Genomic DNA, 22,216 nt, shown 5'->3' on the forward strand with positions numbered 1-22,216 from the left:
TTGGACTCCACACTTTGTAAATCCATAGACTGTCTCGATTTTCACCGGATTCCTGTCCACTCTTCTGGTTTGTTTCAACGATCGCGACTCCCTCATGACCTCCGTGGTGACGGGACTGGTGCTTGCTTTCAACGGAGCGTTGATGTCCCGCCGGCAATCCGCCGCAACGAACCCGGAGTCTGCTAGCGCGGCGCTGATTTTTGCATTCTTTCCATCGGCCATCTGGTTCATGAGCATCCTGCGCCATGCACCCGCGGCCTGGGAGCCGCCCTTGCTCGCTCTCCTTGGTCTTGGCCTCGGTTTGCTGGCGCTCGGGATTCGCTATGCGGAAATGGGTTCCATGGGTCGGCTCTATTTCGTTCCTGCGATCGGATTCGGCATCCTGCAAGGGTTGGACCGGGATTCCGGAATTCCCTGGTGGTCTCCAACGATCGTGGGTTTCGCCGCCACGGCCGCCTGTCATGTCTTGAAGCGCCCAAGCGTCAAGTCTGGAACCGAGACTGGCGTCCAACTTTGGGAAGCTGTCTTGAGCTTGGGGGTGGTCAGCCTGATCACCGTGTGGCTGCAGGCTCGGTTTGAATCTGGAAACTGGATCATCGTCGCCTCGCTCACATCCCTTGGGCTGACAGCCTACGGCCTGGGAACTGGACTGCGATGGATGGCTGGGGCGGCCCAACTGCTTCAATGGCTGGCACTGATCACTTGGGCGCACGGGTTGTTTCAAGCACCGGTCTCCGCAGTTGCGAGTTGTGTTCTGATTTTGGCTGGGCTGGTTTATGCTCGTGTTTCCGAACATATCGCTGCGCGCGTTTCCCCGGAACAGGGAGCAAGACTTCGCGACTTGGCCAGGGTTCATGACGGCACAGCCATCCTCATTTTGCTTGGCTGGACCTGCGGAACTTTGGATCCCGCCTGGCTTGGAGGGGTCTGGACCGGCATGGCCGCCGCGTTGCTGGCGCTCGGCTGGATGAGCCGGCGATTTCGGGTTCTGGGCTGCGGAATGCTCCTGCTCGCGGCTGCCTTTGTGTCCCTCATCGTTCACCACTCCTCGAGCGATCCGGCATCCCGGCTGATGATCCAGATGGGGGCTCCGCTCCTGATGGGGGTTGGTCTGCAGCAACTGGCCCGGCGGTATTCGAACAGGATCGAAGTTCCAGAGAATCTGCAACGGGTTTGGATTGGAGCTCTGGTCCTCGGATTCTGGTTTTTCACTTCCCGATGGACTGTTTCTGCCATGGGCGGGCGAGTCCTCGAGACCCTTGGATTCGTCACCATGGGATTGATGATTTTTGCCGGCGGGATCGGATTGCACGAACGAGGCTACCGCCGTGGCGGGCTTGCCTTGCTTGGTTTTGCCCTTGGCCGCGCCTTGCTGGTGGACGTCTGGACCCTCAGCCTTCCTTATCGAATCGTTTGTTGCCTCGGATTGGGTGTTGCCCTTTTGGTGCTTGGCTACTTCTACAACCGGTTCCAGGACCGCCTTCGGCCATGGCTTTAACTTTAGAACGGCAATTGCCGTTTTCAGGTTTAACCTCCCGACTAACTTGATACTGAAGTTACGCACCGTCTCGCACCCCGGCCCGGCGGAGTTCTTGGCTAAAAACGGCAATTGATCAGCATCGATCTGTCGCAAGATCTTGGCGGCAAAGGCCTTTCTCAAGTTTCGATGGATCACCTTGCGGATCCACTTCAACTTTCGGCAGGCCTTTGCCACTCAAGCTTTTGCGCATCTCGACGCAGCTGAATTGCCGCTTCTAGGTTTAAGGATGAAAGAGATCGGTTCGGAGCCTTCCGCACGGAAGCCGCGAGGCGAGCTCAGGACGGTTCGTTTTCCTGGATGAACCGATCCTCCCCCAGGACTTCGATCAAGGTTTTGAGGGCGTGCAGTGCGGCCAGGGAAAATACCAACGGATACGCGGCCTCGAAGTACCACAGCCTGGCAAAATAGAATCCAATCGGAGTTGGGATGATGTCCTCAGCCCCTTGGATCTTCGCGGTCAGCCAGTCGGCTCCGGCACGGGCGGCTTGCAAATGGAGCGGGTCGGCGGGCAAACCCATCCCTGGGCGGAGCTGAAGGCGGAGATCGTCGGGCGATAAATAGGGCAGGCTGGGGATATTTTCCAGGGGCTCGCCCGAAACCCCAAGCGCAATGATGCCCGCCGCCAGTGCCTCCAAAGCGAGGGACGTCTCTTCAAGGGTCGAGGGAGCGCCCTGAGTCCCGCCCCAACCTCCATCCTCATTGCGCACGGAGGCGATCCAGTTCAGTGCCGCGCGCAGCATCACCGGCACTTGGGGAAAGACGCGATGATTGAGCGATGACAGCGCCATCACCACGCGCGAAGTTCCATAGACCGGATTCGTTTCATCCTTTTGGTGATGGCTGCCGAACCACAGCGGGATCCACGACCCGTTGGATTGCTGGGAATGTTGGAGAAAGCCGAGAGCACGCGTGATGGAGCGCCGGATTTGAAGTTTGTGCTTGGGGCTGAAGTCCTCGCTCCAAATCGTCCAGGCCCGGACGGCATGAGCGGTGATGTCCGGACTGCTGCGATCGAAGGGCAGCGTTCCCCAACCGCGGCAAAAGGTGGGCACGCCTCCGTCTCGATTCTGGAGCCCCCGCAGCCAGTTCAGCCCCGTGGCGGCCGCCCTTGACGAACGGGATCCGCTTGGATCGAGGTGTCGCAAAGCGATGAGGGCGCCGGAGGTGTCATCCGCGTCTGGAACTCCACCCGGCAGAGGGGTCCAGGCCCAACCGCCCGGAGGAGCTTGCGTGTAGGAATGCGGATGGCGGAATTGAGCCGCGAGCAGCCAGGAGAGGAGCAAGTCTCTTTCCGTGGGATCGGGGATGGGATGGGGAGGCTTGAGCCAAGGGCTCATGCCCATGGCGTTGACGGCCAGGGTCGAGACCCACACGGCGAGATTCGTATCGATGGGCCAACTGCCGTCCGATCGCGCCGATTTCCTCAGAAATTCGATGGCCTTCAGGACGACAGGGTGGTGGTCGAATCCGGCCCCGATCAAACTCATCGCGACAAAGCTGGTCAGCGGCGTGGCCTCGAGGAACCCCCCGTTTGAAGGTTGGATTTCCGCGAGCACGCTGAGCACCCTGCGGGTGGCCAGGTTTCGGACCCAGCGGCACGGAAGCCAGCGCGAAGGTTGTCGGCGATGATGAACCAGCCCGATCGCAATCAACGCGGGCAGTGCGTAACTCACCACCGGGAGACGCAACGTGGCGAACCAGGACCGTGGAAAGGCGGCGAGCTCGAAGGGCAACGGGATCACGTGCTGCCATGCATGTTCTTCTGGACCGAGGCAACCCGCCAGCGCCGCCATGGTGAGGATGGGAACGGAAAACGTGCGATCTTTGCCGTAGCGAGCGATGATTTCCTTCGCGAGCTGGTTTCCCTCGAGTCCGCCCGCAGCTTGGCGGATCCAGGCTTCCGCGCGCTCCAGGGTGGCAACATGCCGCGGATCGGTCTTCCCCGCGGAACCGGCCCGCAAGGCGGACCAGACCAGCGTGGTGGTGCTCAGATTGCTAGGACTGGCGGTGGTATCGCCCCATCCCCCGTCGGAATTGGCGTGAGCCACAAGCCAGGCATCACCCCGGCTGATCAATTCGTCCAGGTCGGAATTGTGTTCCGAAGTGTTCCTTTGCTGGAGCTTGAGCGCGAACACGGCGGTCGCGGTGGAAAGCGCGCTGGAAGAAAGATGGCCCTCCCAAGATCCATTGGGTTGGCGGAGTTGAATCAGCCGCGTGCCCGTGACGCGGAGCGCTTGGTTGATTCGATCGGGGAGGTCCGGGTGCGAAACGTCCCGGCTTCGCGCGGTCATGGGGACGGCGTGCGGTCGAGCGAAGACCCGTGGGACCGCCGGGAAGGCAGCAGGGTGCAGGCATCCTTGCAGCCAAACCACCGGCTGAGTAGATGGCGATTGCGGCTCACGTGCTTATAGACCCATTCGGCGATCAGAATGACGCCGGGAATCCAAAGCAACAGTCCGACGGGGATCAGCAGGGGAAGGCGCAGGCTGACAAAGCGGATGCAACGGGCTCCCCGATGAATGGCGCCATCGCGAACCACCACGTGCATGGCTTCGAAAAGGGCGTCCGGCGTCACCCCGCGCGCGTATTGGACCGCTTCAGGATCGCTGATCGGCGCAAGGCGCAAGCAGTGGAACCAATCCAGCCAGGTCAGCAACTTCATTTGAAAGGTGCAGAAGGAGCAGTCCCCGTCATAAAGCACCAGATGGCGCGCCAACGCCGGCAAGGGAACCTCTTGCGAACGCGAGGGAATGATCTGCTCGGGAGCGCTTTGGCTCATGCGAGCCGCATGGTGTTCCCGCCCTAGCCGGGAAGCAATGGCGAATTCGACACGGAAGCCTCAAACGCTCGGGATTTGACCTGTGATGGATGTTGAACTTCACGGAGATATCCGGGTTACGAAGTGGATATCCGAATCGAGATCCTCCGTGTCTTGGTGGGAGGATTCGTCCAAGGCCGGTGCATCCAGAGTTTGTCGGTGACCGGGGTCGGCTTAGGGTTCGGCGGTGAGGGCGATGAGGAAAGGGAAGTTTCCCTCTGCGAGATCCGACTCGAAATCCAGGGTGGCGATCGTTTTGCCGGGGTGGGGATTGGTCCAGGCGAAGTGGTGGAGGAGCGGTTTGTAGCCGCCGTCAGCAGTTCGCCCGCGGCTTACGGGGAGGTTCCAAATGACGTCCACAGTGGGGGAACCGAAACCAAGACGCCAGAAGCAGATGGTGTTGTCCGCTTCCGGCCTTGGGTTTGGGTCGTTACGATCGAATTGCTGAAATGGACGGAGGGGAATGATCTCGGACGTGCCGTCGGTGTAGTGGAGGACATACCGGCCGATGACGGGAACGAATGTGCCGGGGTTGCCGGTGCTATCGTGGAGGAAGTGGAGTTTGCGCGCGTGTTGGCGGATGGGGATGCCGGTGACCTTTTGGGGATAGAATCGATCGGTTCCCGGGGGGGCTTGGCCCAACCGGAAAGCACGACCGCGCCGCGGATGTCGAAGGGAATGTTGGGCGCGGGGGGCTGGGAGTTCGGGAACCCTGCAGACGGGGTGTTGAACCTCAAGACGCCGCGGGGGAGTTCCGCGTAGTTGAGGTCGAGGTGATCCGTGCGGGTGACGGGGACGAAGGCCACATCGAGCAACGCGGTATAGTGGCGTGAGAGATCGATGCATTCGGGGGGGGTATTCGGATCTCGCTGGGGCCAGAGCGAATGGTCGATGGTTTGGACAGGATCGAGAGGGGATTGCGGGGGGCGAAGTAAGTGGGTCATGCGGCGGGCGTGGTCGGCACGGGCGTAGTGCTCGATCCGATCGGGGAGTTGGTTGTGGCTTGGGCCCGGGTAGGAGGAGGCGAGCCATGGGAACGCGTTCCAGCGGGTGGCCACGCCGACGTCGTCGCCGCTGAACACGCCGAGGCCGTCGGGTGTGATGGCGGTGGAGTTGTAGGCCGTGGGGTTTCCGTCGAGGGACATCAGGTTGCGCGCGGTATCGGGATCCCAGACCTCCTGGGCGGGTCGTCCCTCGTCCGACAGAAGCTGGGTGCGGCTCACGAAGAGGCGCCGTCCGTCGCGCGTGTAGGCGAGGCCGCGGATGGAGCCGCTGCCCGGGAGCGATTTGGTTTCGCGCCAGCGTTCGACGTCCCAGACGAACACCCGGTTGTCCCAACCGTCGGTCACGGAAAGCTTTCCGCGGATGCCGAACGGTGCGAACGGGTGGAATTGGGTCCAGTTTGTGGACATGGCAGGCAGCGAGAAGTCATCCAAAATGGTTATCTCTGCGGCTGCGGCGCGAATCGGCGAGCATGCGGCGAGCAGGACGGTGCCGGCGAGGACGAGCCTGTGGAGTGGGCTGGTGTGATGACGGGATGGGATGGGATTCATGGTGTTGGGAATAATGTCATGAGCTCTCCGGGCGCGGCCGGTTTCGACCACCCGAGTCGTTCACGTGAGTTAAAAGTTTTTTCGAGTGGAGGTTCCGCGGGGATGTCGAGCACCGTTGCGGACGAGGGGGCGAACGACTCCAACACGAGGCGGACGACTCGCGACGAGGAGCCGCGAGATCGCCGCGATGCCGGAGGTGCGCTGGGGAAGTTACGGGTATGACGAAGGCGGTTCCGATCTGGCAAACGGGCTGGGCGCGGCGGCGGTGACTGAGCTGGTTTCGAGGGCGTTGGTGCTCGAGACATCGGGAACGGCCCCCGCGGACATGATCGCTAAGGATGCTCTGTCCCATCGATACGGACGTTCTGATCGAAGGAGTGAGAGCTGATCCAGAGTTCATTTCCTGGCTCGAATCCGTCTCGGAAGTCGCCTCAGAGGATGTGGTGCGAGGCGAATTCCTGCTTGGCGTCCATGCGGTTCCCGACCCAGCCAAACGCAGGCGTGGGGAGGAGTTTTATGTCGAGCGCATCAATGGCCTGGCATCCTTGGCGAGTGATCCATCCGATTAGGAATCAGCGGCACGGATTGCCGGGTCGGCATGGTGTCAAGGATGGACCGACGTCGACCCGTTGAGCGGCACATCGGCTTCCCCCTGCTCCAGCCCTCCAGCCATTCCGCCGATTTTCAACTTGAGCGAGGGAATCGAGTTTGGCTTAATCCCGCTCCCTGGCGCGGTCGCGACTGCGCTGGAATTGGTCGGTAGGATACCCAAGTGGCCAACGGGGGCAGACTGTAAATCTGCTGGCTTACGCCTACGCTGGTTCGAATCCAGCTCCTACCACCACCCCGCACACCATCATTTTCCATGGATTTGCCAGTCCATCCCCCAATGAGCGATTCCATTTATCCCCGCAGTCCTCGTGAAACCATGGCAGGCTGGGTTCATTTGCCGCGATACATCGACAAGATTCGGCTTCATTTGGCAGGCAAATTGCATCCTGACTATCAACCCAACTTTGGGCGCGGATTCGACGGATGGTGGCTGGAAGCCGCCGACGTGAAGGCGGAAACGTTGATCGAAGTGGTGAGGCGGAGTGTGACCGACGGTGAGGTTTGCGACTGGGTGTTGAAAAACGTGAGGGCCGATGCCGCCGCCAAGACAGCGCACTTGCACCGCATGTTGGATTATCCGAAAGCCGACGATGCTTCCGGGCAGGAGCGTTTGTGCAAACGAAAGGCGGATGCAGGAATGGCCCATCGCGACGACATCCGCTGCTTCGTGGATTTCATCGACGCGGACGAGAAACGGATTTAATTCGCTCGACGGATGCCTGAGGAGTGGGATGCCTCAAAAGTAAACGCCCCGGTCAATCGGAGACCCATCCGAGAGCCGGGGCGAAAACTTAACCCCACCGTAATGCCGTGTGGAACAGTTCCTTTGAACGGTTCGAGGAAACAAAGGGACGAGCCCGATAGCTTTCGACTTCCAGTCAAGGCCTGTCGGCTACAATCATAGGGCAAAGTCCCGCATCAGTTATCTTACGGTCCAAGGAATTTGCTTCAATGCACGAACATGGCAGGGTTAAAACCATGAACGACAAATTGTTCTCAAAGAGCCCGGCGCCCGCTTCAAACTTTTGATCCGAATCGCTCGCCGTTGGTGGATGGGAACGTGACTGATCTCCGATAAAATCTCAAGACAAAATCATGATGTCCATCCTCCCAGCGCGCTTCTCTTTCTCCTTTCCCACGCCCACCCTTTGCGGGCCAGGTGTGATCTCCGATTTGCCCGGTCACCTCGCGGAGTTGGGCGTGCGGCGTCCACTCGTGGTGACCGATCCCGGACTCCTTTCCACCCGAGCCTTCCAACGTTTGCGCGAAGTCTTGGGCGCCAGCGCGCAAGGCACGGAATGGCATCTCTACAGCGGCGTGCATCCCAATCCGGTCGAGCAGGACGTTCGCGGCGCCGCGGAGTCTTGTGTGCGCGTCGGATGCGACGGCATCATCGCCTTCGGTGGCGGCAGCGCTCTGGACGCGGGCAAAGCCGCGCGCATTCTGGTCCGGCGTCCGGGTCTGGATCTGGCGCGGTTCTATGATCATTCCGAGTGGACGGGACTGCTGCCGCTGGTGGCGATCCCAACGACGGCCGGGACCGGCAGTGAAGTGGGCCGCAGCTCGGTCATCACGCTCGACAGCACCGGTCGCAAGTCCGTGTTGTTTCATCGCGAACTGTTGGCGCGCCGCGTGTTTCTCGATTCTGAATTGACCTTCGATTTGCCCGCCAAGTTGACCGCGGCCACCGGAGCCGACGCGCTCACCCACTGCATTGAAAGTTTCACTTGTCCGGCCTTTCATCCCCTGTGCGATGGGATCGCGCTGGAAGGCATCCGGCTGGTGGTGGAAGCCTTGCCCCGGGCCTGCGCGAACGGACGCGATGTGGACGCGCGTCAGAAAATGCTCGTCGCTGCGGCGATGGGCGCAGTGGCGTTTCAAAAGGATTTGGGCTTGGTCCATTCGCTGGCGCACCCGTTGTCGACGCTTTGCGGCATGCACCATGGCTTGGCGAACGCCCTGTGCCTTTCGGCGGGAATGAAGTTTTGCGCTGAACGCAAGCCCGGCCTTTATCGGAGGGTCGGCCAGGCATGCGGCTTGAAGGTGGAAGGCCTTGACGACCGGCAAGCGGACGCGGCCACTCTGGAATTCATCGGGCAATTTCTGGGTTCGTTGGGACTGAAGGGAAAACTGAGGGAACATGGCGCTCGCGAGGATTTGCTGGACGCGCTGGTCCTGCAGGCGGTGGACGATCCCTGTCATAGGACGAACGCTGTACCTGTCAGCGCCGAGGACTTTCGTCTTCTCTATCGGGAACTGATCTGATGCTGCCGCGAAGGCGGTGCACCCGCGAGTAGTCGGGGCGCGCCGTTCACGGCGCTTCCGCTCGCGCCCATCGGCCGCGGCGATCTCCTCCCGTTCCATGGCCCGCCCTGGGTGAATGCCTTCGCCCTGGCAGCACCCTTGGCCGTTGAAGGGGCCCTTCCCCTTTGAAGACACACCCTGAGGCGGCGTGAACGCCGCGCCCCGGCGCTGCCGCGCGCATCGCCGACAGCCCTGTCTGCTGTAGCGCCGGCTGCCCAGCCTGCGGGGCGACGAAGGGAACCCGGCGCGCGGAGAGCATGGAAGGGCCTCGTTCTTCACCCGCCGGGCCGACGGGCCGTCGGCGATACGGCAGGCTGGGCAGCCTGCGCCACACGACAGACGACTTCGGGCTGCACCGCCTCGCCGCAGGAGGGGAAAAATGGTTTCGCTTTTGTCGTGAGGAGAGGACTAGTCTAAGGAACGAACCATGAGTGTGCCGATTCGAGTTTGCTTGTATGTGCTCTGCCTGGGTTTGTCGGCGGTGTTCGGCTATCGCCTGTATGTCGAGTACGAAGGGGTGTCGAAGAAGCCTGCCTCCGCTACGACCACCGACCTCGACATCAAGCTTCCGGAGGAATCCGGCGGCGGGAAGAGAAAAGGTGCCCAGGCGAATCTGGGCACTTGGGGGGCGGCCTTGTTTTTCACCCTGGCCGGATTAGGCCTGCTCGCGGGCCAGGACATTTCGAAGTATTTCTCGGGACGCGCCACCAAGCTCCTGTTCAATGACGACGGAGATCCGATTACCGATCCGGAGTATGAGATTGCCGAAAACGAATGGGCCAAGGGCAATCATCTTGATGCGATCCGGCTCTTGCGGGAATACCTTGCCAAGAACCCGCGCGAACAGTTTGCCGCGCTCCGAATCGCGGAGATCTACGAGAAGGATTTGAACAATCCGCTGGCGGCCGCCCTGGAGTACGAGGAAGTGCTGACAAAGAAGCTGCCGCCGGAACGATGGGGATGGGCGGCGATTCACCTGTGCAATCTTTATTCGACCAAACTCGGCCAGATGGACAAAGCGGTGGCTTTGTTGCGGCGCTTGGACGAGGAGTATCCTGAAACCGCGGCGGCGGGCAAAGCTCGCCAGCGGCTGGCGATGTACGATCAAGGCGAGCTCGGTCCGGAACCGAGGGAAGGCGGCGCGTAATCCCCTTTCCGCCATCCCTACTTCTTGCCCTCGTCGAAGTAGTCCTTCACGGCTCCCTGGTAAGCCCGGGGCACTTGATCCTGATTGAGCGCGCTCTGGGAATCACTCTGGGAACTCGTGCCCGCCTCCGTGTAAGAGACCCGGCTTTGTCCTTTGATGCTGACACCCTTCAGCGTGATGCTGGGCATCGGGCCGCCTGGATTGATTTGGCCTCGGACTTTGGTGGGCGATAAGTTGTCGGCCAGTTGTCCGTCGCCGCGATCGATGATCCCGCGGCTGTCGATGTCGGGCTGGGTAATGCCGGTGTTATCCCAGCTCTCGGAAAATTCGGGGATCTCCCAGCTGTTTTCATCGGTCCATGTGCCGACGCCGCGGTTGCGACCGGTGCCGCGTCCGCGGTTACGACCGGCCTGCGATTGCCCTTTGCCCCAGCCTTGGCCGGAGGCGATGGCGGTTTGCGCGCGTTCCATGGCGTCGAGCGTGGCCATGAGGGATTCGGCATCGGCCAGTTGCTCGACCATTTCGGCCAGTTCCTTGGCGGCTTCCGCCATCTTTTCCGAACTTTCCTTTTGATCTTTCTTTTGGAGAGCTCGGGCGGCTTTGGCCAGTTTCTCGCCCACCTTGCCAAGCTTTTCGCCGGGTTCGGCGGCTTTGGACAATTCCCCCGCCATGTCCTTCAGTTTTTCCTCGGAGAGTTCGCCCTGCTTCAACTGTTCGATCATTTTTTCGAGGGATGCGCGGGCCGCATCGGCCTGGCCGTATTGCAATTGTTCGGCCAGGTCCTTTCCGTATTTCGCGGTCGCCTGCTGGGATTGCTGGATCGTTTTCGCCAGCGACTTCAGGTTTTCGAGGTCAATTTCCGTCATCTTCAAATCTTTCAAGAACTGGTCGATCTGGCTCGCGGCCAAGGCCTCCATCGCGTCATTCAGATTGGGCAGGGATAATCCCATGTCACGCGCGCGTTTGGAGAGATCGCCCAGGGACTGCTCGATATTTTCGCGGGCCGCGTTGGCGGCGGCGCCATCCTTATCTTCAAGACCCTTGGCCATGTCCTGAATTTTCTGCAAATCGCGCTTCATCTGATCGAGCGCGTCGGCGTCCGCGTTTTTGCCGTCGTTGATCGCCTTCTTCAGGGAATCGATTTGTTTCTGGAGGGCGTCGGACGTGGACTTGTTCGGATTGCTCGCGGTGCGTGCGGCTTCCTCCAATTTGCGCGCGTCGGAGCTTTGCATCATTTGTTGTGTTTCCTGCTTCAGCTTTTCCGCCGCGTTGGAGAGCTCGCGCAGGGCGTCGCTCTTGGTCAGGCGTCCGCCGTGAAGTTTCTCGCCGAGAGCGACGGCATTCTCGAGGGCTTTTTGGGTGGGCTCAAGGACCGGGGGGCGGTTTTGCAGGTTGCGCTTGACGAGTTCCGCAAGCTGTTTTCCGGCCGTTTGGATGATCTCCGCATTTTTCTTTTTTTCGAGCAGGGCCACGGAACGGTATTCGGGCACGAACCCGAGGCCGAACGTGAGCACGAGCAGCAGGCAGGTCCAGCGGGCCAGTTTGGGAAGCTGAAGAGGAAAGCTGGCGCGGGGATCGATGCGGGAAGCGTATTGCGCGGCGTCGGATACCACCCGGGCAGTCCAGGGATGCGCGGTGGAGCCGCTACCCAATTCGAGGGCGGTGCTGAGTCGCTCCTCGAGTTTGCCTTGCCGATCGAGCCAGCGGGCCATCTGCAGCGTGGGGATTGGGCGGCGGGCCGCCAAGAGGGCACCGGCCAAGGCGGCTAAAACCGTGAAAGGAAGCCCGTAAGCAAGGATGCTTTCGGGGATGGGAGCGACTTTGTAAACGAGCACGGCGACCAGCCAGCCGGCGGCTCCGGCCGAGCCTCCCTTCCAGGCCCCTTGCCAGGCGCGCTGCCAGCGAAGTCGGCGGGCGGCGGACTGGACCTTTTCTGAGATCTGATCGAGCTCACTCATGAGGAAAGCGATTTAAGGATTGACCGTGCTTCCTCGGGAAGGACGGCGTTGTAAGGTGGCCCAATTCACTCGAACTGGCGAGGAAAAACCCTTTTCGATCTTGAAGGGATTGTGAGTTGTGTTAACAGTGGAGCCTGTTCCAAGCGTCACGAAACGTCATTCCATGCTATGAAACTCACTCGTTCCCGCCGTTCCAACGCTTTTACACTGATCGAGTTGCTGGTGGTCATCGCCATCATTGCGATTTTGGCCGGCATGTTGTTGCCCGCGCTTTCCAAGGCGAAATCCAAGGCCCAGATGACCAAGTGCCTGAACAATATGCGTCAGTTGGGCATCGCCACGGTGATGTATGTGACCGACAACCAGAAGTATCCGGGAACACTCTTCGTCAACGGAGGGTTCCGCTATGTTTGGCCTTTGCGTTTGTTCACTCAAATTGGAACCAATCGCGAAGTATTCCACTGCCCGTCTGCCCGTCCGGATTCGAGTTGGAACACGAATCTGAACAAGACCCTGGGCGCCAGTCACATGTACGGACCGGGGCGTGACCCGTGGGGCATCAGCGAAACCTCCCTTTTCTCAATTGGTTATAACGATTGGGGTGCGTTCCCTGCCTTCTCGGACAAGGGTTTAGGGGGTGACGTGGACAATCTGCAGTATGAAGTGAAGGAATCGGCGGTGCGCAATCCGGCTGACATGTTGATGTTGGCCGATTCCAAGCCCGGGGATGGCAATAGTGCGAAACCAACGCGGGGCTCCTTCGATGGGAATGTGGATCCCACCACGGCTGGGGAATGGCCTTCCAACCGTCATAATCGCCGCACGGTTGTGATGTTTTGCGATGGCCACGCGGAGAGCGCTTTACGCAATGAAGTGATTGACCCGAAAAATGACCGCTGGCACCGGCGGTGGAACAACGACAATTCCCTGGCGGGCACTTGGACGGTGGTTGCCGCGCAAGCGAATCGGATCGACCCGTAATCACGATCCTGACCCATTTTGAGACGGCATCTGTCCTGCTATAGGACAACTTGAGAATGCTGCGACATTCGGAAATCGAGGGTTCAAGGATGAGCCCGCATTTTGGGAAAAGGTCATGGAAGAAGCTTTGTGGGTGTCGGGATTGCTTTTGTTGTGGGGATTGTTTTTCGACAAGCCGCGCCGTATTTGGGCCGCGTTGATGTCGGGACCGGCGGCGAGGATGGAGGACAAGGCCGGGTTGCTGGTCGATCCTTCCACGGGAGAAGTTCAAGCCGTCCCGGCCATTGCCGGAGTCGAAGAAGAGTTCGCCCGGTTGCATTCGAAGCGCACCACGAGTTCATTCGCGGGACTGCTCGGGCCGCATTCATGGAACTGATTCTCCTCGGGGCGGATTTTGGGGAAATGCTTGGATGGAAACCTAAGAACCGCAATTGATCAGCATCGATCTGTCGCAAGATCTTGGCGGCAAAGGCCTTTCTCAAGTTTCGATGGATCACCTTTCGGATCCACCTCAACTTTCGGCAGGCTTTTGCCACTCAAGCTTTTGTGCATCTCGACGCTGCTGAATTGCCGTCTCTAGCAAAAGAACTCCGCCGGGCCAGGGTGCGGAAGGGTGAGTAACTTCAGCATCAAGTTCGTCGGGATTTTAAAGCACACCCAATTTGAGCGCGTGGTGAATGCGTCCCAGGAGGAATTCGGGGAAGAATCCCAGGACGAAAAGGACGACAACGACGAAAAGGACTGTGAGTCGCGCGCAGAGCGGGATTTCCAGCGGCGGCATATCCTCGCGAGTTGGCGCGGCAACGTAAGCCTGCTTGAGGACGAGCAGGTAGTAGTAGAGGGAGACACAACTCATCGCGATGGCGATGCTCACCAGCCACATCCAGCCCAATGGCTTCACCGCCGCAACGGCCGCGAAGAGATAAAACTTGCCAAAGAATCCCGCCAACGGCGGCACACCAGCCAGGGAAAGCAGCAACGCCATCAGACTGAACGCCAACACGGGTGAGCGTTTGGAAAGGCCGGTGAAAGCGTCGAAGCGGTCGTGCCCCGCCGCGTTCTCCACAAAACTCACGACGCCGAAGGCGCCGATCGAGGAGAATCCGTAGACGAGGCTGTAGAACACCACACTGGCGGCGCCTTGCTCGCCTTGCGCGAGGATTCCCAGCAATAAATATCCGCCATGCGAAACGGCCGAAAAAGCCAGCAGACGGCGCACGCTTGATTGTCCCAGGGCGGCGATGTTTCCCATCACCATCGACAGAGCGGCGACTCCGGCGAGGAGGGGCATCCAGCCCGAAACGAAATGACCCCAGGATCCGTCCCCGGCCGCTCCGGCCAGGCCAGAACCCATGAACTTGAGCATCAGCCAGAAACTGGCCACTTTGGATCCGGAAGCGATCAACGCGGCGGAAGCCGCGGGTGCGCCTTGATAAACATCGGGGGCCCACCAGTGGAACGGAACCACGGCGACCTTAAATCCGAACCCTGCCACCACCATGGCCACGGCCACCCAGACCAAGGGATCGGGACTTCCGGCGGCAAGCTTGGCTCCCAGCGCTTTGAGGGTCATTTCTCCCGTGGCGCCATAGAGAAGACTGAAACCGTAAAGCAGGAAGGCCGCCGCGACGCCGCCGAACAGGAAGTATTTCAAACCGGCCTCGGTCGATTCGCGCTGGCCTTTGTTCAAGGCGGTGAGGATGTAGAGCGAGAGGCTCGCCAGTTCGACGCTCGCAAAAATCATGAGCAGATGCTCCGCGCTGGCCATGCACAGCATGCCCACCAAGGCGAGGGCGAGCACGGCGAAGTACTCACCGGCGTGTTCGGACCAATCGCCGGGCGCCATGAGGCAGGCCGAAAGCAGTCCCATCACGATCAAGCCTTGCTTCACGACAAGGCCCGTGGCGCCCAAGGACCACATGCCGCCCGGCGCGATGCCGGCGAACGGCCAGAGAAAAGTGGTGAGCAAAGCCAAAGCGCCGCCGGAAAGAAACGCCGCCAGCAGCACGCGGCGCCGGCGCGTGTCCTCCAGTTCGCGTGCCCAGACCAAATCGAGGAAGAGCACAAGCAACGACGTGGCGGTGAGGGCCAATTCCGGCAGGCAAGCCTTCGCGAGATCGAGATAGGCGGCGGAGTTCACCATCCCACCACCTTCCTGAGCCCGGCGAAAAACGCGCCGTCAAACGCCGATTGGATCCAGATCATCATCCAGGCGGGGTACAAACCGATCGCGATGCTGATCGCGAGCAAACTCACGGCGCCAAGCTTTTCAGCGCAACTGATCGGTTCCCACGGATCGTGAGGAGCCGCGCTTTCGGTTGTGCCAGGGGCGAGGACGCCCGCATCGGCTGCGAAGAACGCTCGCTGCATGGCGCGCAGCGTGTAGGCGGCGCCGACGACGATGCCGAGGCCCGCCGCGATGGCCATCCACGGAAAGCGTTTCCAAGCGCCCATGAGAACTTGCAGCTCGGCGACGAATCCGCTGAAGCCGGGCAGCCCCATGGAAGCGCAACCGGCGAGCACGAACGTGGCTGCCGCGAAAGGAAGTTCGCGCCCGAGGTTCAACTGTTTCAGCTCGTCGAGGTTTCGTGTGTGCGCCCGGTCATAAACCATGCGCCCGACCACGCCGAAGAGAAGTCCCGCGAGGATGCCGTGTGAAAACATCTGCAAAACCGCGCCGACCAATCCGGCGATGTTCATGCTGGCGAGTCCGAGCAGAACGAAGCCCATGTGGCTGACGCTGGAATAGCCGATGACGAACTTGAAATCCGATTGGGCGAGGGCGACGAGAGCGCCCAGGACAATGCCGGCCACCGCCAGCCATCCGATGGATTCGTGCCAGATTTTGAGTCCTTGCGGGAACAAAGCCATGGAGACGCGCAACGCGCCGTAGGCCCCAAGCTTCATGACCACGCCCGCGAGCAGCATGGACGCCGCGGTGGGCGCCGCGACGTGACCGGTGGGCGCCCAGGTATGGAACGGCCACAGACCCGCCAGAATGGCGAAGCCGACGAAGGACACTGGAAACGCCCAGCGCTGGAAATCGGCGCTGAATCCGACCTTGGCCAGTTCCGGCAGGCTGAAGGTTTGGCTTCCCGACAGCACGTAGGCGGCCACCATCACCGCGAGCACCAGCGCGCTGCCGACGAAGGAATACAGGGCCAGTTTCATGGCGCCAAACTCGCGGTTGGTGGAGCCCCAAATGGCGATCAGGAAGTATTTGGGGATGATGGCGATCTCGTAAAAGACGAAGAGTTGGAACAGATCGAAGCTGAGGAAAACCCCGTGCACCCCGCCGATCAGCGCCAGGTAAAAGGCAAAGAATTCGCGCGGGCGCTTCTCGACGTTCCAGGAAAAGAGGATGCCGGCAACGGAGGCAATGCCTGTGAGCAGGACGAGGGTGAGGCTGATGCCATCGTAAGCGAGGTGGAAGTCGATCCCAAGCGAAGGGATCCACGCCCATTTCTGGATCGTGATCAATTCGCCGGCGGGCTTGAACTTCACCGCTTCCAGGAGGGCGATGCCAAGTCCCGTGAGCGAGCTGGCGAGGGCAACGCCACGTGCCCAGCGCGCGCCCGGCACGGGCACGAACATGAGCACGAGCACTCCGAGGAACGCGCTATAGAGGGTCCAAGCCAGCATGAGGAATTGGTGGGTCGATCGGATGAATTTCAGAATCTCAACCAACCCACCCACTGCGTCACGGTCGCGTGGGTCCAATGCACAATGGCCTGAGGCCAGACGCCCAGCCCGAGCGTCAGCAACGTGGCCGGTGTCACCAACAACTTTTCTCCCAGCGTCAGGTCAGGCCAGTGGGTCCACCGTTCCGGAAGCGGACCCCAAAAAACCTTCTGCATGATGCCGAGCAGGAAAATGGCGGTCACGAGCAGGCCGAGTGTGGCCACGGCGGTAGGGGCCCAGGCGAGGGCGTAAGCGCCTTTGAAAATCAGGAATTCCCCCGCAAAACCGTTCAATCCCGGCAGTCCCAGCGACGCGAACATGGAGAGCCCCATCAGCCCGCAGAAGACGGGCGCCGCCGCCCTCAGGCCTCCGAATTCGTTCAGCCCGCGAAGTCCGCCGCTGCGCTGTTCCAGAAAACCCAGGAAACAGAACAAGGCGGAGGCGGTGATGCCGTGATTGAACATCTGCAATAAAACGCCGTTCAAAGCCGCCGCCTTTTCCGCGCTCCACAGTCCGCCGGTTTCCGTGACCTTCATGGCCGCGAACACCCCGAGCAGACAGTAGCCAAGGTGATTGACCGACGAGTAGGCCAGGGTGCGTTTGAGGTCCTTCTGGCCTAACGCGGCGAAAGCCGAGAGCACGATGGTGGCCACCGCCAGCCAGAGAAGAAGGTCCAGGGCCTCCCTCATTTGCTCCGGAAAGACAGGCAGGATCAGGCGCAGCAAACCATACACCCCGAGCTTTGACATCGCGCCCGTCAGAATCATGGTCACGCCGCTGGGAGCCTCGCTGTAGGCCGAGGGCAGCCAGCTGTGGAAAGGGAACATCGGCACTTTCACCGCGAATCCGAGCAACGCCATCCAGAAGACGCACTGCGCTAAGCCTTCCTGGGTCTTGAACGTTTCAAACCAGGCCAGGCGCACGGACAGCGCTGAAGCCAGTTCTCCAGAGCGCCCCTTCTCCGCCCATTCCAGAAAATTGAAAGTGCCCGTGGCGACAGACACCGCCAGAAATGCGAGCAGCATGGAAACACTGCCGGCCATGGCATAAACGAAGAACTGAAACGACGCCGGACCCCTCCCCTCCCCTCCCCAAAACTTGATCAGGAAATAAGCGGGGACCAAGCTGAGCTCCCAAAAGAGGAACCAGTGGAAAAAATCAAGGGCGGTAAAGGCTCCGAACAAGCCGGCCTCGAGCCAAAGGATCAACGCGAACATCAAAGGAACGCGGCGCGTCTCGTGACGGCAGACTGCCATCGCGAAGGGCACGACCAACGCGGTCAACCCGATCATGACCAAGCCCAGGCCGTCCAAACCCAGGTGATAATCCACCTTGATGGAAGGAATCCACGGCCACTTTTCGACAAACTGCATCTCCGCCTGGGCCGAATCAAATCGCCCGCCAATCCAAGCGACCCATCCGGCGCATAGTCCGGCGGCCAGAAAAGCCAATCCCTTTGCTGCCTTGGCGGCGCGCGCGGGCAGGAAGGCCACGACCAAGCCTGCCACCAGCGGGATGAAAATGAGGGCCGAGAGGGAACCGAAGGTGTTCATCGAGGTCCTCCTCCCCACGCCAGGATGACGATCAGGAACACAAGGGTCAGTCCCAGCCACCGCAAGTAGCGCTGGGTGTCACCGTTTTGAAGGGCGCCCGCCCCCAGGCCCAATCGCTTCACGCCCTCGCACGCCTTCTCGAAGCCGAAATTGACGAATCCCTCGTCCGCCTGCTTTCCGATCCACGCCAGCAATCGCGTCAGCCCGCCGGTCAGACGGACCAATCCGCCCACGACCCAAACCTCCATCCACGCGGCCAACCCGGCCAGGGCGCGTTGCCAGGCGATGACGGTGGCTTCGTAGAGTTCATCGACAAAGAATCGACCGCGCATGGCTTTGAAGAGCCGGGGCCAGCGAGCTTCGAGAGGGTCGGTCGCGGTCTCGTGGAGGTCAGCCGCGCTGTAAAGTTTCCAACCCGCTCCGAATCCCGCCGCGACCAAAATCGCCGACAGCACGATCAGACCGAGGGTGGCTCCGTGGAACAGCGCTCCAAAATCCAACTGCAATGGCTTGCCTTCGAGGAAAGAGGCGAACCATGGCCAGGCGGGCGTTCCCAATCCACTGAGAAGCAGGGCTCCGGCGGCGAGCAACACGAGAGGCACTGTCATGACCGCGGGGCTCTCATGCGGGGAGTGAACGGCGTGTGGCGCTTGATCCCCGGAGCCGTGGCCGGAAGCGAAAGCGCCCCGAGGGTGTCCCGCGAACACATGCAACATCTGGCGTGTCATGTAAAACGCGGTGAGCAAGGCGCCCGCGATGCCGAGGACTAATGGCCCCTTGGATGCAGGCCAACTGAGCGCCGCGTGCAGGATTTCGTCCTTGCTCCAGAATCCCGAGAAAAAGATCGGCACGCCGCTGAGCGCCATCATTCCGATGGCGTAGGTGGCGAACGTCACCGGCATGAAGGCTCTCAATCCGCCCATTCGCCGAATGTCTTGTTCACCGCCACAGCCATGAATGACCGATCCCGCGCCCAGGAAGAGCAACGCCTTGAAGAAGGCATGAGTGATGAGGTGGAACATGCCCACGGCCACGCCGCCCGCGCCCACCCCCATGAACATGTAACCGAGCTGCGACACGGTCGAATAGGCGAGAATCCGTTTGATGTCGTTTTGGCCCACGGCGATGAGCGCCGCGAACACGGCGGTGATGGCGCCCACCCAGGTCACCACTTGCAGTGCCGTGGTCACGGAGGAAGGTCCGGCGGGCGTGGCAGCCAGGAGCGGATGCGCGCGCGCGATGAGGAATACTCCGGCCGCAACCATGGTCGCGGCATGGATCAGCGCGCTGACCGGAGTGGGGCCTTCCATCGCGTCCGGCAGCCAGACATGCAGAGGGACCTGGCCCGACTTTCCGACGGCCCCGCAGAAGAGCAGCAACCCGATGGCCGCGTTCAAGGTGAGTCCGCCGAGGGTGGTTTGAGCCGCCAAGGCCTCGAGCGCTCCCGCCTCGAGGCAGCCCTTGCCGTTATCGTAGCAGAGCAGGGTTCCGGTTTCGGCCTGCAGCCAGACCAATCCCAGGAAAAATCCCACGTCGCCGATGCGGGTGGTGATGAACGCCTTCTTGGCGGCCGCCGCGGCGCTGGGCTTTTGAAACCAGAATCCGATCAGAAGATAGGACGCCAGCCCGACGACTTCCCAGCACATGAAGAGAAGGAGCAGGCTGTTCGAGATGACAAGCCCGAGCATCGCGGCGGCGAAGAGGGAGAGGAAACAAAAGAACCGCGCCGCGTTGTCGTCATGCGCCATGTAGCCCGAGCTGAAAATAAAGATCAGACAGCCCACGAACGTGATCATCACCAGCATGACCGCGGTCATGGGGTCCACGAGCAATCCCAGCTTGAGCGTGGCGCCGCCCATCGAGATCCAGTCGAAATTCCAATAGTCTCGAGGAACTCCGTTCGTGTTGGACTTGGACAGCAACAGATACAATTCCCGGCAGGATAGGAGGAAGCCGATCGCCATGGATCCGATGGCGAGAGCGCTGCTGAGCCGCCTGGCATTCCTCGGCAGCAGCGAGGCCAGACCTGCGGCGAGCAGGGGCAGGAGAGGGATGAGGGCGAGGGTCGTCATCCGCGCAGGTTTCGCACCTGTTCCAGTTGCGTGGTTTTGAACCGGCGGTGCAGGTGGATGATCAAGGCCAGGCCCACGGCTGCTTCCGCCGCCGCGATCGCCAGCGAAAACAGCACCATCAAGGGACCGTCGAGGGAAGCGGGGTTTTGATGAAACCGCCAGAACGCGATAAAATTGAGATTGGCCGCGTTCAACATCAGTTCGATGCCGATCAGCACCATGATCGCGTTGCGGCGCGCCAGCGCTCCCGCGAGTCCCACCGAGAACAGGAGGGCTGAAAGCAGCAAGTAGTGGGACAAGGCCGTCATGGATTGGGACGGGGGTCGCCGGGGTTTTTGGGCCGGTCGTGCAGGGCCAAAACGGCCGCGCCGATCATGGCGGAAGTGAGCAGCAACGCGATCAGTTCGAGCGGGAGGACGTGGGTGGTCATCAAGGATTGCCCCAAGGCCGCAACGGGAAGCTCGCGTGGTCCCGGATCCGCCGCCTTGCCGACGGTGCTGGCGGAGAACGACGCGGCCAGAACCAGGAATACCATGGAGGCGATGCCGAGTCCGTGAGCCCAGGCTTTGTTGCCGCGAGGCTCCGCCTGCGTCTCACTGCTCTTCGTCAGGAGCATGGCGAATACCACGAGCACTGAGATCGCGCCCACATAGACCAGCATTTGGGAAAACGCGATGAATTGGGCGTCCAGTTGGAGATAAATCACCGCCAACCCGATCAACGTTCCCACCAGGCAAAGCGCGCAATGAATCAAGTTCCGCAGCGTCATGGCGGCGATGGCCAGGACGGCGGTCCAAAGCGCGGTGATCACGAAGGTGAGGCTCATTCGACCCAGCGGTAGGTTCGGGGCGCCCAGCGCGCCCGCGCGGCCAGGCCCTGGCCCAGCAGGAAGTAGGGGGCCACGACCAGAGTGGCGGACACCAGCCAGCGCAGAGGGCCGGATCCGAGGTGATGCCAAAGGCCGGCGTTGACGATGTTGATCAAGGAAAGGGGAAGCATGAGTTTCCAGGCAAAATTCATCAATTGATCAATCCGCAGCCGGGGAACGGTGCCGCGCACCCAGATGAAAAACAGCATCAGCACCGTCAATTTGGCGAAGAACCACATCCAGGATGGAATCCACGCCAGGAACGACACCGGCGCCGTCCACCCCCCGAGGAAAAGCGTGATGGCCAGCGAGGTCATGGCGAAAAGTCCGAGATACTCGCCGAGGAAAAACAAAGCGAACTTGAATCCACTGTACTCGATCAAATGGCCCGCGACGATTTCGGATTCGCCTTCGGGAATGTCGAACGGGGAGCGGTTTGCCTCCGCCATGCCGGCGATGAGAAACAGCCAGAAGGCGGCGAAGCCCCACGGGGTGAACACATGCCATTGCGCCAGCCCGAAGGAATAGGCGTTTTGAGCTTCCACGATCTTCGAGGGCGACAACGTGCCGGTGAGCATCAGCACCGGGATCGTGGAAAGAATGAGCGGCAGTTCGTAGCTGATCATTTGCGCCAGCGCGCGCATCGCGCCCAACAACGCGTACTTGTTCCGGCTCGCCCAGCCGGCCATGAACACGGCCAACTCGGCGCCCGCCCCCACCGCGAAGAAATAAAGGACTCCCGCATCCAGATCCAGAGCGGTCATGTTGCGGCCGACCGGGATCACCGCCAGCGCGAGAATGGCCGGGATCACCATCACCACCGGCGCGAGGGTGTAGACGAGGCGGTCCGCGGCTCGGGGCACCACGTTCTCCTTGAACACGGCTTTCAGCCCGTCCGCGGCGGGTTGGAGAATGCCGAACGGGCCGACACGGTTCGGTCCCGGACGATTCTGGATGCGTCCGAGCAGTTTTCGCTCGACGAGCGTAGTGAGCGCAAACAAACCGGCAAAAGCCCCAACCAGCGGTCCAATGGATAACAGGATCGACGCCCAGCCGCGCAACGCGGCGGGAAGCACGCCCAGCGCGCTGTGCTTCAGGGTGACCCAAATTTGATCCAACGCTTCCATCG

General features: G+C 61.0%; 18 protein-coding genes, 1 tRNA gene and 1 pseudogene. 8 read left to right on the top strand and 12 right to left on the bottom strand.

Annotated elements, in window-relative coordinates:
* Positions 1-37: 37 nt before the first annotated feature.
* Entirely contained in the window at positions 38-1,498 is a 1,461-nt protein-coding gene (locus FJ404_10530) for a DUF2339 domain-containing protein (protein ID MBM3823305.1), read from the top strand.
* A 317-nt stretch (positions 1,499-1,815) separates the two neighbouring features.
* On the opposite strand, the gene FJ404_10535 is transcribed toward FJ404_10530, so the two are convergent.
* From FJ404_10535 to FJ404_10550, 4 genes are all read right to left on the bottom strand, one after another.
* A complete protein-coding gene (locus FJ404_10535) occupies positions 1,816-3,831 on the bottom strand; it encodes a squalene--hopene cyclase (GenBank protein ID MBM3823306.1) in 2,016 nt (671 codons plus the stop codon).
* Positions 3,828-4,319, bottom strand: coding sequence for a DUF393 domain-containing protein (locus FJ404_10540; protein MBM3823307.1), 492 nt, complete (start codon positions 4,317-4,319; stop codon positions 3,828-3,830). The genes FJ404_10535 and FJ404_10540 overlap by 4 nt, the downstream gene beginning before the upstream one ends.
* Positions 4,320-4,532: 213 nt before the next feature.
* On the bottom strand, positions 4,533-4,718 hold the full coding sequence (locus tag FJ404_10545) for a hypothetical protein (GenBank protein MBM3823308.1): 186 nt from the start codon (positions 4,716-4,718) through the stop codon (positions 4,533-4,535).
* Positions 4,691-5,911: a hypothetical protein gene (locus FJ404_10550; protein MBM3823309.1), complete on the bottom strand. Its 1,221-nt coding sequence runs from the start codon at positions 5,909-5,911 to the stop codon at positions 4,691-4,693. Before FJ404_10550 ends, FJ404_10545 begins: the two co-directional genes overlap by 28 nt.
* Before the next feature lie 338 nt (positions 5,912-6,249).
* Here FJ404_10550 and FJ404_10555 point away from each other — a divergent pair, with 338 nt between their 5' ends.
* The 5 genes from FJ404_10555 (at position 6,250) to FJ404_10575 (ending at position 9,974) form a co-directional block, all read left to right on the top strand.
* Positions 6,250-6,480, top strand: coding sequence for a type II toxin-antitoxin system VapC family toxin (locus FJ404_10555; protein MBM3823310.1), 231 nt, complete (start codon positions 6,250-6,252; stop codon positions 6,478-6,480).
* Positions 6,481-6,669: 189 nt separating this feature from the next.
* Positions 6,670-6,755 (top strand) — tRNA-Tyr (locus tag FJ404_10560).
* A gap of 21 nt (positions 6,756-6,776) precedes the next feature.
* Complete coding sequence (locus FJ404_10565) at positions 6,777-7,226, top strand: DUF5069 domain-containing protein (GenBank protein ID MBM3823311.1); 450 nt, start codon at positions 6,777-6,779, stop codon at positions 7,224-7,226.
* Between the two features lie 395 nt (positions 7,227-7,621).
* Complete coding sequence (locus tag FJ404_10570; GenBank protein MBM3823312.1) at positions 7,622-8,788, top strand: iron-containing alcohol dehydrogenase; 1,167 nt, start codon at positions 7,622-7,624, stop codon at positions 8,786-8,788.
* A 466-nt stretch (positions 8,789-9,254) separates the two neighbouring features.
* Positions 9,255-9,974, top strand: a complete 720-nt coding sequence (locus tag FJ404_10575) for a tetratricopeptide repeat protein (protein MBM3823313.1) — start codon at positions 9,255-9,257, stop codon at positions 9,972-9,974.
* A gap of 17 nt (positions 9,975-9,991) precedes the next feature.
* Here the strand turns inward: FJ404_10575 and FJ404_10580 are convergent, their stop codons facing one another.
* Complete coding sequence (locus FJ404_10580) at positions 9,992-11,932, bottom strand: hypothetical protein (GenBank protein MBM3823314.1); 1,941 nt, start codon at positions 11,930-11,932, stop codon at positions 9,992-9,994.
* A 168-nt stretch (positions 11,933-12,100) separates the two neighbouring features.
* Between FJ404_10580 and FJ404_10585 the strand changes: the two are divergent.
* Together FJ404_10585 and FJ404_10590 are read left to right on the top strand one after the other, a co-directional pair.
* Positions 12,101-12,301, top strand: a pseudogene (locus FJ404_10585) (type II secretion system protein).
* A gap of 727 nt (positions 12,302-13,028) precedes the next feature.
* The gene (locus FJ404_10590) at positions 13,029-13,289 is read left to right on the top strand and encodes a hypothetical protein (protein MBM3823315.1); all 261 of its coding nucleotides are present in this window, start codon (positions 13,029-13,031) and stop codon (positions 13,287-13,289) included.
* A 270-nt stretch (positions 13,290-13,559) separates the two neighbouring features.
* Here the strand turns inward: FJ404_10590 and FJ404_10595 are convergent, their stop codons facing one another.
* The 7 genes from FJ404_10595 to nuoH are packed head-to-tail and all read right to left on the bottom strand — an operon-like array spanning position 13,560 to position 22,214.
* Positions 13,560-15,056 carry an NADH-quinone oxidoreductase subunit N gene (locus FJ404_10595; GenBank protein ID MBM3823316.1) on the bottom strand — a complete coding sequence of 499 codons (1,497 nt, stop codon included), beginning with the start codon at positions 15,054-15,056 and terminating at the stop codon, positions 13,560-13,562.
* On the bottom strand, positions 15,050-16,555 hold the full coding sequence (locus tag FJ404_10600; protein MBM3823317.1) for an NADH-quinone oxidoreductase subunit M: 1,506 nt from the start codon (positions 16,553-16,555) through the stop codon (positions 15,050-15,052). The genes FJ404_10595 and FJ404_10600 overlap by 7 nt, the downstream gene beginning before the upstream one ends.
* Positions 16,556-16,584: 29 nt before the next feature.
* A complete protein-coding gene (locus FJ404_10605) occupies positions 16,585-18,147 on the bottom strand; it encodes an NADH-quinone oxidoreductase subunit M (GenBank protein MBM3823318.1) in 1,563 nt (520 codons plus the stop codon).
* Entirely contained in the window at positions 18,144-20,219 is a 2,076-nt protein-coding gene (gene nuoL, locus FJ404_10610; GenBank protein MBM3823319.1) for an NADH-quinone oxidoreductase subunit L, read from the bottom strand. Before nuoL ends, FJ404_10605 begins: the two co-directional genes overlap by 4 nt.
* Positions 20,216-20,527: an NADH-quinone oxidoreductase subunit NuoK gene (gene nuoK, locus FJ404_10615; protein ID MBM3823320.1), complete on the bottom strand. Its 312-nt coding sequence runs from the start codon at positions 20,525-20,527 to the stop codon at positions 20,216-20,218. The genes nuoL and nuoK overlap by 4 nt, the downstream gene beginning before the upstream one ends.
* Positions 20,524-21,045, bottom strand: coding sequence for an NADH-quinone oxidoreductase subunit J (locus FJ404_10620; protein MBM3823321.1), 522 nt, complete (start codon positions 21,043-21,045; stop codon positions 20,524-20,526). The genes nuoK and FJ404_10620 overlap by 4 nt, the downstream gene beginning before the upstream one ends.
* Entirely contained in the window at positions 21,042-22,214 is a 1,173-nt protein-coding gene (gene nuoH, locus FJ404_10625; GenBank protein MBM3823322.1) for an NADH-quinone oxidoreductase subunit NuoH, read from the bottom strand. The genes FJ404_10620 and nuoH overlap by 4 nt, the downstream gene beginning before the upstream one ends.
* Between the last annotated feature and the right edge of the window lie 2 nt (positions 22,215-22,216).

This window comes from Verrucomicrobiota bacterium (assembly GCA_016871495.1).
In the GTDB taxonomy this organism is placed as follows: Bacteria; Verrucomicrobiota; Verrucomicrobiia; order Limisphaerales; family VHDF01; genus VHDF01.

Excerpts from the sequence above, each read along its gene's own strand:
- nuoK (MBM3823320.1), bottom strand. The coding sequence starts at position 20,527 with ATGACGGCCTTGTCCCACTACTTGCTGCTTTCAGCCCTCCTGTTCTCG.
- FJ404_10605 (MBM3823318.1), bottom strand. The coding sequence starts at position 18,147 with ATGAACACCTTCGGTTCCCTCTCGGCCCTCATTTTCATCCCGCTGGTG.
- FJ404_10570 (MBM3823312.1), top strand. The coding sequence starts at position 7,622 with ATGTCCATCCTCCCAGCGCGCTTCTCTTTCTCCTTTCCCACGCCCACC.
- FJ404_10565 (MBM3823311.1), top strand. The coding sequence starts at position 6,777 with ATGGATTTGCCAGTCCATCCCCCAATGAGCGATTCCATTTATCCCCGC.
- nuoH (MBM3823322.1), bottom strand. The coding sequence starts at position 22,214 with ATGGAAGCGTTGGATCAAATTTGGGTCACCCTGAAGCACAGCGCGCTG.
- nuoL (MBM3823319.1), bottom strand. The coding sequence starts at position 20,219 with ATGACGACCCTCGCCCTCATCCCTCTCCTGCCCCTGCTCGCCGCAGGT.
- FJ404_10575 (MBM3823313.1), top strand. The coding sequence starts at position 9,255 with ATGAGTGTGCCGATTCGAGTTTGCTTGTATGTGCTCTGCCTGGGTTTG.
- FJ404_10535 (MBM3823306.1), bottom strand. The coding sequence starts at position 3,831 with ATGACCGCGCGAAGCCGGGACGTTTCGCACCCGGACCTCCCCGATCGA.
- FJ404_10590 (MBM3823315.1), top strand. The coding sequence starts at position 13,029 with ATGGAAGAAGCTTTGTGGGTGTCGGGATTGCTTTTGTTGTGGGGATTG.
- FJ404_10555 (MBM3823310.1), top strand. The coding sequence starts at position 6,250 with ATGCTCTGTCCCATCGATACGGACGTTCTGATCGAAGGAGTGAGAGCT.
- FJ404_10595 (MBM3823316.1), bottom strand. The coding sequence starts at position 15,056 with ATGGTGAACTCCGCCGCCTATCTCGATCTCGCGAAGGCTTGCCTGCCG.
- FJ404_10550 (MBM3823309.1), bottom strand. The coding sequence starts at position 5,911 with ATGAATCCCATCCCATCCCGTCATCACACCAGCCCACTCCACAGGCTC.
- FJ404_10620 (MBM3823321.1), bottom strand. The coding sequence starts at position 21,045 with ATGAGCCTCACCTTCGTGATCACCGCGCTTTGGACCGCCGTCCTGGCC.
- FJ404_10580 (MBM3823314.1), bottom strand. The coding sequence starts at position 11,932 with ATGAGTGAGCTCGATCAGATCTCAGAAAAGGTCCAGTCCGCCGCCCGC.
- FJ404_10540 (MBM3823307.1), bottom strand. The coding sequence starts at position 4,319 with ATGAGCCAAAGCGCTCCCGAGCAGATCATTCCCTCGCGTTCGCAAGAG.
- FJ404_10600 (MBM3823317.1), bottom strand. The coding sequence starts at position 16,555 with ATGCTGGCTTGGACCCTCTATAGCGCGTTCCTCGGAGTGCTCGTGCTC.